This is a genomic window from Shewanella sp. 10N.261.52.F9 (genome assembly GCF_041471165.1).
Lineage (GTDB): Bacteria > Pseudomonadota > Gammaproteobacteria > Enterobacterales > Shewanellaceae > Shewanella > Shewanella marinintestina.
In genome coordinates this window covers 318,645-330,663 of the sequence record NZ_JBFRNX010000023.1, presented here as the reverse complement: position 1 = coordinate 330,663, position 12,019 = coordinate 318,645, and the positions used below count along the sequence as shown (strand labels likewise).

The 12,019-nt window shown below is 42.0% G+C and carries 9 protein-coding genes; 8 read left to right on the top strand and 1 reads right to left on the bottom strand.

What is annotated here, in order from left to right; genetic code table 11:
- Positions 1–47 precede the first annotated feature (47 nt).
- Positions 48–317 (top strand): 30S ribosomal protein S15, encoded by a 270-nt coding sequence (gene rpsO / locus AB4298_RS15800; protein WP_220780355.1) that lies wholly within the window; start codon positions 48–50, stop codon positions 315–317.
- A 230-nt stretch (positions 318–547) separates the two neighbouring features.
- Here rpsO and AB4298_RS15795 read toward each other — a convergent pair whose 3' ends face one another.
- Complete coding sequence (locus AB4298_RS15795) at positions 548–2,590, bottom strand: putative bifunctional diguanylate cyclase/phosphodiesterase (protein ID WP_371987451.1); 2,043 nt, start codon at positions 2,588–2,590, stop codon at positions 548–550.
- Positions 2,591–2,791: 201 nt separating this feature from the next.
- On the opposite strand from AB4298_RS15795, the gene pnp reads away from it, so the two are divergent.
- From pnp to AB4298_RS15760, 7 genes are all read left to right on the top strand, one after another.
- Entirely contained in the window at positions 2,792–4,897 is a 2,106-nt protein-coding gene (gene pnp / locus AB4298_RS15790) for a polyribonucleotide nucleotidyltransferase (RefSeq protein ID WP_248998663.1), read from the top strand.
- Positions 4,898–5,067: 170 nt separating this feature from the next.
- Positions 5,068–5,961: a protease adaptor lipoprotein NlpI gene (gene nlpI, locus AB4298_RS15785; RefSeq protein ID WP_248998662.1), complete on the top strand. Its 894-nt coding sequence runs from the start codon at positions 5,068–5,070 to the stop codon at positions 5,959–5,961.
- Positions 5,962–6,119: 158 nt separating this feature from the next.
- Positions 6,120–7,700 (top strand): peptide chain release factor 3, encoded by a 1,581-nt coding sequence (gene prfC, locus AB4298_RS15780; protein ID WP_248998661.1) that lies wholly within the window; start codon positions 6,120–6,122, stop codon positions 7,698–7,700.
- Between the two features lie 433 nt (positions 7,701–8,133).
- Complete coding sequence (locus tag AB4298_RS15775) at positions 8,134–8,337, top strand: DUF5363 family protein (RefSeq protein WP_371987449.1); 204 nt, start codon at positions 8,134–8,136, stop codon at positions 8,335–8,337.
- A gap of 43 nt (positions 8,338–8,380) precedes the next feature.
- The gene (locus tag AB4298_RS15770) at positions 8,381–9,145 is read left to right on the top strand and encodes a TatD family hydrolase (protein WP_371987489.1); all 765 of its coding nucleotides are present in this window, start codon (positions 8,381–8,383) and stop codon (positions 9,143–9,145) included.
- Between the two features lie 179 nt (positions 9,146–9,324).
- Positions 9,325–10,584: a NupC/NupG family nucleoside CNT transporter gene (locus AB4298_RS15765; protein ID WP_220780349.1), complete on the top strand. Its 1,260-nt coding sequence runs from the start codon at positions 9,325–9,327 to the stop codon at positions 10,582–10,584.
- A 344-nt stretch (positions 10,585–10,928) separates the two neighbouring features.
- The gene (locus AB4298_RS15760) at positions 10,929–11,768 is read left to right on the top strand and encodes a nucleoside-specific channel-forming Tsx family protein (protein WP_248998659.1); all 840 of its coding nucleotides are present in this window, start codon (positions 10,929–10,931) and stop codon (positions 11,766–11,768) included.
- The last annotated feature ends 251 nt before the right edge of the window (positions 11,769–12,019 follow it).

Here is a 12,019-nt window from a genome sequence, read left to right as displayed (position 1 = left end):
GTTAGTGATCGGCTAAAGAATTTTAATGTAATATTTTGGAGATAGAAATGTCACTAAGTGTTGAAGCTAAAGCTCAAATCCTAGCTGAATTCGGTCGTTGTGAAAACGACACTGGTTCTACTGAAGTTCAAGTTGCTCTGTTAACTGCACAGATCAACCACCTACAAGGTCACTTCAAAGAGCACATCCACGATCACCATTCACGTCGTGGTCTACTACGTATGGTTAGCTCTCGTCGTAAGCTTCTTGCTTACCTTAAGCGTACTGAAGTTGTACGTTACCAAGAGCTAATCAAGAAGTTAGGTCTACGTCGTTAATTTTAACGTCTGATCTATTAAAAGGAGGCTATGCCTCCTTTTTTTGTATCTGAAATTTAGCTATCAGGGGGCATTTTAGCTGCTTGTGGTTGTATAAAAGGATTACCAAAAAAGAGGGGGGAAAGTTACAGTGTGCTTAGAAGCCAAATATAGATGCTAAAATTGGTAGTCATAAGCTCAACAGGTATGAATACATCTGATGTAAGGGCTGAGGCTTGTGATAGAGGATGCTAACTAATTGTTTTAATGGCGCTAGGTTTAACTACAATATATTTTTGTTCGAAATCACCTGCCGATAAAGGTTCACTAAAATAAAACCCTTGTCCTATCTGGCAACCTCTTTCTTGCAACCAAGCGAGCTGTTGTTCGTTTTCAATTCCCTCGGCCACAATATTAAGCTTAAGCTGCTTTCCTAGCATTAAGATAGTTGATGCAATTGCACTATCATCCGGTAAATCTGACACAAAACAGCGATCAATCTTCATGGTGGTGATGGGCAAACGGCGTAAATAAGATAACGACGAGTAGCCTGTACCAAAATCGTCAACTGCAATTCCAAACCCCGCTACTTTTAGTTGTTGAAGCTTGGTGATAGCCGATTCAATATCGTTCATTAATGAGGTTTCTGTTATCTCTATTTCGAGCAACTCTGGAGCAATCTGATAGCGAAGAGATGCTTGTTTAATATCTGGCACTAAACTGGCGTTTTGGAATTGTTGAGTCGCAACATTCATCGCAATAGGGATCGAAACTTGAAATCGATTTTGCCAATCACGGATGGTTTTACAGGTTTGTTCTATGACCCAGCGACCAATCGGGACAATAATTCCTGTGTCTTCCGCGACAGGTATAAAAGATATTGGGCTAATCAATCTACCGTCTTTTTGCCAGCGAATAAGCGCTTCACAACCAATTAGTTCGCCGGTTTTTATATCGAGCTTTGGCTGGAAGTACAATAAGAATTCATCATTGTTTAGTGCGTCATGTAGAGATGCTTCAGTTTTTAATCTTACCGCTGCACGTTCGGTCATTTGCGGCTTAAAGTAGGCCCACTGATTTGAACCAGCCGCTTTGGCGCTATACATTGCAATATCAGCATGGCGAATAAGATCGTCTGCTCGTAAACCATCATCAGGATAAATTGCTATTCCCACTGATGCTGCGGGGTGAACGGTATGTTCATTGAGAAGCATTGGATTATTGAGTTGTTTTAGTAACTTGTCGACAAAGTCTGCGGCCTGGGCTGGGGATTCTAAACCATCAGCTAGTATCACAAACTCATCGCCACCGAGTCTGGCAACCGTACCTATATTGGCCGAGATTAACTCTAGGGTGCGGGCGACCCTAATTAAAAACTGATCACCAATTTCATGACCTAATGAGTCATTTACGGTCTTGAAACGGTCTAAATCGATAAATAACAGAACAAATTGACACTGCTGTTGTTTAGCTCGCGAAATGGTTACTGCAATAGTTTCAAGTAGCAAGGTGCGATTGGGTAAGCCTGTTAATGGGTCTCGCGTTGCCATTTTACGGAGTTTGGTTTGGGTCTTATCAAATTGAACTAAAATTTGGTTTAATTTTGAGGCAACAAGGCCAAGTTCATCGTCTTGATGTGAACTTGGTATAGGTAAGAGGTTCGCTGCTGGGGACTCCGGGTCAATATTATCGATTGAATTGCTTATTCGAGCGATGGGTTGAGTTAAAAAGCGATGGAAAACGATGGAAAGCACCAGCGTCAGTAGAAATGCTCTCGCTAAGGTAGCCCACAAGCTTAGCCTCAGTGTTAAAAATAAAGAGTTGGTGAGCTCTTGTGTATCGTAAGCAACGATTAATGTTCCGATTAGCTCTTCATTGCCATTACTATCAACATAGTATGGTCGATATATATTGCGTGATATTTGCTTTAAATCGCCAAATAACTCTGCGCTTATGTCTTGAAAGATTTGTGGACTTGTAGTCATGGCTCCATTGTTGACAGAAACAAAAGGGCTTTGGTCGTCTAATTCTAAAATTGCGGATCTAACATGTTGGACTTTTATGAGCCCTTGCACGGTTTGTGTGGCCAGGACATCATCGAGAGCCCAAACAGCGTTTGTAGCGGGTTGCTCTACCGAATCTAAAAGTTCATGTTGATTGGTGGTCAGGGTTTTCCTGGCATCATTCACAAGCCATGATATTTCAACAATAAAGATCGCTACGGCAAAAAATAATGCTGCTGACACGACCAAAATACTCTGCTTCCAAGTGAGAGATTTGAAACGCTCCTTCATCAATCCTTGTCCTTAATATCAATGGCTTATGCATATTGTTTTGATGGCGACAGGCGTGCAGTTATCATGCTATTAGGCTGATTAAACCACTTTAGAGAAAAGATTGCTCTTTGTCATCAATCATTCTCTTTAACTATTGAATAAACTTGCAGTATACTTACGCGCGTAATTAAGGTAATTAAATATTAAGGAATGGTTCACGTGAATCCAATCGTAAAGAGTTTTGAATATGGTCAGCACACAGTCACATTAGAGACTGGGGTTATTGCACGTCAAGCAGATGCAGCTGTTTTGGCAAGTATGGGTGATACAACAGTTTTAGTAACTGTTGTTGGCAAGAAGTTTGAAGAGCCAGGCCGTGACTTTTTCCCGCTAACCGTTAATTACCAGGAAAAAACATACGCAGCTGGTAAAATCCCTGGTGGATTCTTCAAGCGCGAAGGTCGTCCATCTGAAGGTGAAACCCTTACTGCACGTCTAATCGACCGTCCAATCCGTCCATTATTCCCGAACGGTTTTAAGAACGAAGTTCAAGTCATCATCACTGTTGTTTCTGTTGATCCAGAAATCAGCCCAGAAGTTATCTCTATGATCGGTACTTCTGCTGCACTTTCTATCTCTGGTATTCCATTTAATGGTCCACTAGGTTCAGCGCGTGTTGGTTACGTAAACGGCGAATACATTCTTAACCCAACGGTTTCTCAACTAGTTGATAGCCAATTAGAGCTTTCAGTTGCTGGTACAGAAAGCGCCGTACTAATGGTTGAATCTGAAGCAAGCGCATTGCCTGAAGAAGTTATGCTAGGCGCAGTTGTTTATGGTCATGACCAACAGCAAGTTGTTATTCAAGCGATTAAAGAACTTCAAGCTGAAGTTAACAAGCCTGTGTGGGATTGGTCTGCACCAGTACAAGACGAAACTCTTGTTGCTAAGATTAAAGACTTGGCTGAAGCGGGTCTTACTGAAGCTTACCAAATCGAAGTTAAGCAAGACCGTTACGCTCAAGTTGGCGTTGTAAAGTCTGCTGCTAAAGAAGCACTATTGGCTGAGAACCCAGAAGCTGATTCGCGCGAAATCGACGGTCTTCTTGGTAGCTTAGAGAAGAAAGTTGTTCGTAGCCGTATCATTGCGGGTAATCCACGTATCGATGGTCGTGAACCTGATATGGTTCGTGCGCTTAACGTTATGGCTGGTGTACTTCCACGTACTCACGGTAGCTCTTTGTTCACTCGTGGTGAAACACAGGCGCTAGTAACTTGTACTCTTGGCACTGAGCGTGATGCACAGAAGATTGATAGCATCATGGGCGAGTCTACAAACCGCTTTATGCTTCACTACAACTTCCCTCCATACTCTGTTGGTGAAACAGGCATGGTTGGTTCTCCTAAGCGTCGTGAAATTGGTCACGGTAAGCTAGCATGGCGTGGTATCAACGCTGTTATGCCTACTGCTGAAGAATTCCCATACAGCGTACGTATCGTGTCAGAAATCACTGAATCTAACGGTTCAAGCTCTATGGCTTCTGTATGTGGTACTTCTCTTGCTCTTATGGATGCAGGTGTACCAATCAAGACTTCAGTTGCAGGTATCGCAATGGGCCTAGTTAAAGAAGGCGACGATTTCGTTGTTCTTTCTGACATTCTAGGCGATGAAGATCACTTAGGTGACATGGACTTTAAAGTAGCCGGTACTCGTGACGGTATTACTGCACTGCAGATGGATATCAAGATTGAAGGTATCACTAAAGAGATTATGCAGATTGCTCTACAGCAAGCATACGGTGCACGTGTTCATATCCTAAACGTTATGGACCAAGCAATCTCTGGACACCGTGAAGATATCTCTGATCACGCTCCACGTATCACGACTATCAAGATCAACCCTGAGAAGATCCGTGACGTTATTGGTAAAGGTGGTGCAACTATTCGTGCACTTACTGAAGAAACCGGTACTACGATTGAGCTTGATGACGACGGTACAGTAAAAATTGCTTCTTCAAATGGCGATGCAACTAAAGAAGCTATCCGTCGTATTGAAGAGATCACTGCAGAAGTTGAAGTGGGTACTGTATACAACGGTAAAGTTGTTCGTATCGTTGACTTCGGTGCATTCGTAACAATTCTTCCTGGTAAAGATGGTCTAGTACACATTTCTCAAATCGCTGAAGAGCGCGTTGCGAACGTGTCTGACTACCTAGAAGTGGGTCAAGAAGTTAAAGTTAAAGTGATGGAAGTTGACCGCCAAGGCCGTGTACGTCTTTCTATGAAAGAAGCTGCACCTAAAGCTGAAGCGCCAGCTGCTGAATAAGCACTAGCACTTTGAATCTAAAGGAGGCCATGAGCCTCCTTTTTTTGGCTTTAATATATTGCTCTGATTAATTAATCGGCAATAATAAGATTATTTTCAAATCCTTGATAGCAGTCATGAATAGGGGTTGCTATGATTGAGGCTATTGGCGAACTCAAAAGGTTAAATGGATGAATCAAATGATGCGAACAGCCGTAATCCTCGCAATGGCAAGTATGAGTATGCTGCTGACAGGATGTGTATCCACTCAGTCTGAAAATGATCAGCAAGCGGCAATTAAAGTTGCGCCAGTCTCTCCTGACTATAAGTTAGAAATTACCCTAGCAAAGTTAAATGAAATCCTTGCTTCTGTGGAGTTAACACCAGAACAACGTGCACGTTTTCATTATGACCGTGGCGTGATTTATGACCGTGTTGGCCTGCGCATCTTAAGCCGAATAGATTTCCATCAGGCGCTGAAACTACAGCCTAATCTTGCAGATGCATACAACTTCCTTGGGATTTACTACACTCAGGAAAGTGAGTTTGAAAGTGCTTATGAAGCATTCGATGCTGTGATAGAGCTTTCTCCTGATTACGACTATGCCTTTTTAAATCGCGGTATTTCTCTTTATTATGGCGAACGTATGGAGCTTGCCGTTTCGGATATGAGTGATTTTTATGCTCGTGATCCGTCCGATGGCTACCGCGTGCTATGGCTATATTTAGCTGAGCGAGAAATTGACGAAGTGGCTGCAAAGAGTCAGCTTGCACAGCACAGAGCTCAATTGCAAGATAATGCTTGGGCAACAGCACTAGTCGATTACTACCTTGGAACAAAAACCAAGCAACAGATTTTTAGTTTGGCGCAAGAGGGATTAAAGCATCCTCAAGAGTATGCCGAGCGCCTTTGTGAAGCTTATTTTTATATGGCCAAGATTGCGCAAAAACGTGGTGAACATGCACAAGCTGCAAATTACTTCCGCTTAGCCCTAGCGACCAATATTTATGACTTTGTAGAACATCGTTACGCTAGATTAGAGCTCGCTAGAACCAATGAGCTGCTAAAAACTGCTGTTAATTAATAGCGAACATTAAAAAAAGCCCCTTCAGAGGGGCTTTTTTATTGCTTGTTATTTACAAATAGCAGAGATGCTAATTTTACCCGCCTAGTTTGGTAGCCAAAATATAGGTGAACGGCTATAATTGCGGCCTTTGTAAACTCCCAGAATTACAGGTAAACATGTCAGGCTATAAAGTTGAGGTCGACAAACGTCGCACTTTCGCCATCATCTCTCACCCAGATGCGGGTAAAACCACCATTACTGAAAAAGTGCTTTTGTTCGGAAACGCGTTACAAAAAGCGGGTACCGTAAAAGGCAAAAAATCAGGTCAGCATGCTAAATCTGACTGGATGGAGATGGAAAAAGATCGCGGGATCTCAATTACGACATCTGTAATGCAGTTTCCATATAACGATGCTTTGGTTAACTTACTCGATACACCTGGTCACGAAGACTTCTCTGAAGATACCTATCGTACACTTACGGCGGTTGACTCTTGTTTGATGGTTATTGACTCTGCTAAAGGTGTAGAGCAACGCACTATTAAGCTAATGGAAGTGACACGTTTACGTGATACGCCAATTGTTACCTTCATGAACAAACTTGACCGTGATATTCGTGATCCAATCGAGTTGATGGATGAAGTTGAAGAAGTACTTAACATTGCGTGTGCTCCTATTACTTGGCCTATTGGTGCAGGTAAAGAGTTTAAAGGGGTTTACCACTTACTGCGTGATGAAGTGATTCTTTATCAAAACGGTATGGGCCACACCATTCAAGACTCCCGTATCATCAAAGGGCTAGATAACCCAGAGCTTGATGAAGCGATTGGTAGCTACGCTGCTGATATTCGAGATGAGATGGAACTGGTTGTTGGTGCATCGCACGAGTTTGACCACGAGCTATTCCTAAAGGGTGAATTAACACCAGTATATTTTGGTACGGCTTTAGGTAACTTTGGTGTTGACCATATTCTTGATGGTATCGTTGAATGGGCTCCGACGCCTCAGCCTCGTGAAACTGAAGCGCGAGATGTTCAGCCTGAAGAAGAGAAGTTCAGTGGTTTCGTATTTAAGATCCAAGCAAACATGGATCCTAAACACCGTGACCGCGTTGCCTTTATGCGTATTTGTTCTGGTCGTTACGAGCAGGGCATGAAAATGCACCATGTGCGTTTAGGTAAAGACGTTAACGTAAGTGATGCACTGACATTTATGGCCGGTGACCGTAACCGTGCTGAAGCGGCTTACCCTGGTGATATTATTGGCCTCCATAACCACGGTACGATTCGTATTGGCGATACGTTCACACAGGGCGAAAAGTTACGCTATACCGGTGTACCAAACTTTGCGCCGGAAATGTTCCGTCGTATTCGTTTAAAAGACCCATTAAAGCAAAAGCAACTGCTTAAAGGTCTTGTGCAGTTATCTGAAGAAGGTGCTGTACAGGTATTTAGACCATTAGATAGCAACGATTTGATTGTTGGTGCCGTGGGTGTACTGCAGTTTGAAGTGGTTGTTGGTCGTCTAAAGACAGAATACAAAGTTGAAGCCATTTATGAAGCGATTAGTGTTGCGACTGCACGCTGGGTTTACTGTGATGATCACAAGAAACTTGATGAATTCAAACGTAAGTGCAGCATGAACTTAGCATTAGATGGTGGTGATAACTTAACGTATATTGCGCCAACTATGGTGAACTTGAACTTATCAATGGAACGTTATCCAGATATTCAGTTTGCTAAGACTCGTGAGAACTAAACATTATTAGTTTCAGTGTCAACATTTATAAAACCCCAAGCATTGTCTTGGGGTTTTGTTTTTTACAGTAAAGACTTTTTAAATTTATTATTGCCCCAACGCTGATGGCTAGAGCGCCGCTAAGTCAGTTTAATAGCAGCAAGTAATCTTGGCACACAGAAAATCATGATATTTAATTAATGCTTGAATAAGGGTAAAGGGGTCAAAGAAAGCTAATGCCTAGCTACTAGTGATTTATATTGGCAATAATAGACAAATAATTAGCCGTATTTTGGGTTCAACAGAGAGTTGTTTATTGAGCCTAATACGAATTGGTACTACATTGACAATAGGTTTTTAAATGACAATAAAACCAGTAAATGATGCAGTTAGTACCAAATGAACTTGTATTATATCGACTTATGTAATGCTTCTCAGGCGCTAAGGGACAGGAATGAAACTGATAACTTATTTTTGGACTAAGTATATAAATTGGTGTGATTCAATGGGGTTAACTCCTGATAATCGTCGTTGTTGCATGCCAACTAGAGAAGAGCCTGAGTTGAAAAGGGCAATATTCAGCGGTGCTAAAACCCAAAGCGCAGTCAATCCGTTACAAGAAAAGGTCGAGACAATAACTAATGACAGCCGTGATTAATAAGGGGCTAGCAATAGCAGCTTGTCCAAATCGAAATAGCCCAATGATAGATAGCCATGCACATCTTGATTTCCCGGACTTTGATGGAGATCGAAAGGAGTTACTGCAGCAAATGCGCAGTGTCGGTATTCAAAGTGCGATTATTCCTGCTGTTGATGAAGCGCATTGGCCTAAGTTGATTGAGGTTGCAGAGCGCTTTAATTGTTTTTACTCGTTGGGGGTTCATCCTTGGTATGCGGAGGATGCGACGGATGCGACATGGTTGTCTTTACAGGCATTGCTGCGGCAACATAAAGAGCGTTCTGGGCTAGTCGCCATAGGTGAATGTGGGTTAGATAAGTTACACAAAAGTAATTTCATAACACAAATGAGCGTTTTTGAAGCTCAAATAGAGCTCGCCTGCGAATTTGATCTACCTCTCATTATTCATGCTGTCAGGGCGCATGAAGAAATACTAAAGAGCCTTAAAAGCCTGAGTCCATCAAGAAGAGGAGTTATCCATGGCTTTTATGGTAGCCCTCAATTAGCTGCTCAATATGTTAATTTAGGCTACAAGATAGGGGTAGGAGGATTGTTACTCAATGATAATGCACCAAAGTTGCAACTTACGGTCGCTGAATTACCTATAGAATCGTTCGTCTTAGAAACAGATTCGCCTGCTATGGCACCTAAAAATAGTCAAAATATTCGCAATACACCGTTAATTTTACCTGACATCCTTCAAAAAATAGCTAATTTACAAAAAAAGTCTGCCGTTCTGATTTCAGAACAGATGTTTTCTAACGTAACGCAACTCTTTGACCTTTAGTTTTTTTCTACTTAAACAGATGTTTGTCGCATCGTAATTCTCAAAGAAATCATTGAAATAAAACCTCAAAAATATGATCAATACGACGCTTTTACCGACGTGGTCGGGTATAATCGGGATCGTAAAAAAAGGTTGGTTAACAACATAATTAAAAAGTATTAACAATAGGGTGATGGTTAATGGATATTTTAATGAGTTTAGTAGGGGTGGTCACCTTACTTGCGATAGCTTTCGGGTTATCAAACAATAAAAAAGCAATTAACAAGCGTACTGTTTTTGGTGCGTTGGCAATCCAAGCCGCTTTAGGTGGTTTTGTATTGGCAGTTCCAGTTGGTAAAGACATTCTTCAAGGTATGTCAGATGCAGTATCTAGTGTTATTGGATACGCGCAAAACGGTATTGGTTTCTTATTCGGTGATTTAGCTAACTTTAAAGTTGGCTTTATTTTTGCCGTTAACGTACTACCTGTCATCGTTTTCTTCTCTTCTTTAATCGCAGTTCTTTACTACTTAGGCATCATGCAGTGGGTCATCCGTATTATCGGTGGTGGTCTACAAAAAGCATTAGGTACTAGCCGCACAGAATCTATGTCTGCAACTGCTAACATCTTCGTTGGTCAAACTGAAGCACCACTAGTTGTGCGTCCGTTTATCGCGACTATGACTAACTCAGAGCTATTTGCAATCATGGTGGGTGGTCTTGCATCTATCGCCGGTTCTGTATTAGCGGGTTACGCGCAGATGGGTGTACCTATCGAGTACTTAGTTGCCGCTTCATTCATGGCTGCACCAGCTGGTCTATTAATGGCTAAGCTAATGCATCCTGAAACTGAAGAAGCTAAGAACGACATGAGCGACTTACCAGAAGATCCTGATAAACCAGCTAACGTTCTTGATGCAGCTGCAGCAGGTGCTTCATCTGGTATGCACTTAGCATTAAACGTTGGTGCGATGCTGTTAGCATTCGTAGGTTTAATCGCTATGATCAACGGCATTATCGGTGGTGTTGGTGGATGGTTCGGAATGGAAGGCCTAACTCTAGAATTAATTCTAGGTTACATCTTCATGCCTCTAGCATTCCTTATCGGTGTGCCTTGGAACGAAGCGCTTGTTGCTGGTTCATTCATCGGTCAGAAGATCGTTGTCAACGAATTCGTAGCGTACTTGAACTTTGCTCCTTACCTAAAAGATATTGCAGATGGCGGTATGGTAGTTGCTGAAACTGGTGTGGCAATGACAGACCGTACTAAAGCGATTATCTCTTTCGCTCTATGTGGTTTCGCAAACTTATCTTCTATTGCGATTCTGCTTGGTGGTCTAGGTTCAATGGCGCCAAGTCGTCGTCATGACCTAGCTAAGCTTGGTGTTCGTGCGGTAATCGCCGGCTCTTTAGCTAACCTAATGAGTGCTACACTTGCTGGTTTATTCCTAGCATTGTAATACTCAGAAAGATTGGGTCGATATAGACCCAATCTTTGCTCAATTTGCATTCTTTAAGTTGAGCTGACTAATAAGTCAAACGTATTCCAAACTCGATGTTTTATGAAGTGATCAGTGACTATGGTTAGGGATTGCTTCGGCTTTAAAATGACAAAAAAGATGATTAGATAGTCGATTCTGTCACAAAATCATAAAGTTGTTTCAATGTTAAAACTTAGTGTTCGCATTTTTACATTAATCATGTTGAAGTTTGGCGGAAATTAAGTAAAATGCGCGCCATAAAAAAGAAACGCTGACTCTTCATAAAGAAGGGCGGCAAACCATAAAATAAAATGGGGTTGATGATGAAAAACGTTAAAACTTTAGCACTAGCAGCTACTGCTGTTGCTGCAACAATGTCTGCACCTACATTCGCTGCTGACCGTACTGATCTACGCGCTGGCGATTACAGCTGGATGCAGTTCAACGCAATGTACGCTGTAAACGAACTTCCACGTGACGGTTCTACTGACGGTGGTCACGATTACCTAGAAATGGAATTCGGCGGCCGTGCTGGCATCGTTGACCTATACGGTTATGTTGACGTGTTCAACGTAACTAACCGTGACTACGGTGACAAAGGCGCAGGTTCAGGAAAGAGCAAGTTGTTCATGAAGTTTGCTCCACGTTTCTCTATCGATGCTATGACAGGCATGGACCTTTCTGTTGGACCAATCCAAGAAGTATACTTCTCTACTCTATTCAACTGGGATGACCGTGTTGGCGAAGGCGTTAACTCTACATTCTGGGGTCTAGGTGCTGACGTTATGGTTCCTTGGTTAGGTAAGACTGGTATGAACGTTTACGCATACTACGACCTAAACAACAAAGAGTGGAACGGTTACCAATTCTCTATGAACTGGTTCAAGCCAATTGTTAACTTTGACAATGGTACTTTCATCTCTTTCCAAGGTTATGTTGATTACCAGTTCGGCGCTGATGAAGTTTACTTCGCTCCAGGCGAAAAAGGCTTCTCATCTTCAGGTGGTGCTGCTTACTTCGGTCTACACTGGCACTCAGACAACTACGCGCTTGGTTACGGTCTAAAAGGCTACAATGACGTGTACTTGCTAACTGATGACGGTGCAACTGGCCTAGAAACTACTGGTTTCGCACACTACTTCACAGCTACTTACAAGTTCTAAGCATTGCTTAGCATTTTGTAAATAGACGACAGAGCCGCGATATTCGCGGCTCTATCTTACAGCTCAAATAACCCTTTAAAAGCTCAATTTTTATTTAAACTTACGCTAATATTGTCATGTAAACAGCTTAATATTTACCTAAGCATCAGCTATATTAACTATGCTCATTTTATGAGTGTTCAGATAGAGTTTGTTTATGTAAGCATTAACGACTCGTCAAAAAATAAGACGAGCAGTGTATTGTTAGTTAG

Bases quoted from the DNA above. Each gene is read 5' to 3' on its own strand.
- AB4298_RS15775 (WP_371987449.1), top strand. From the start codon at position 8,134: ATGAAACTGATAACTTATTTTTGGACTAAGTATATAAATTGGTGTGAT.
- rpsO (WP_220780355.1), top strand. From the start codon at position 48: ATGTCACTAAGTGTTGAAGCTAAAGCTCAAATCCTAGCTGAATTCGGT.
- AB4298_RS15760 (WP_248998659.1), top strand. From the start codon at position 10,929: ATGAAAAACGTTAAAACTTTAGCACTAGCAGCTACTGCTGTTGCTGCA.
- AB4298_RS15795 (WP_371987451.1), bottom strand. From the start codon at position 2,590: ATGAAGGAGCGTTTCAAATCTCTCACTTGGAAGCAGAGTATTTTGGTC.
- prfC (WP_248998661.1), top strand. From the start codon at position 6,120: ATGTCAGGCTATAAAGTTGAGGTCGACAAACGTCGCACTTTCGCCATC.
- nlpI (WP_248998662.1), top strand. From the start codon at position 5,068: ATGAATCAAATGATGCGAACAGCCGTAATCCTCGCAATGGCAAGTATG.
- AB4298_RS15770 (WP_371987489.1), top strand. From the start codon at position 8,381: ATGATAGATAGCCATGCACATCTTGATTTCCCGGACTTTGATGGAGAT.
- AB4298_RS15765 (WP_220780349.1), top strand. From the start codon at position 9,325: ATGGATATTTTAATGAGTTTAGTAGGGGTGGTCACCTTACTTGCGATA.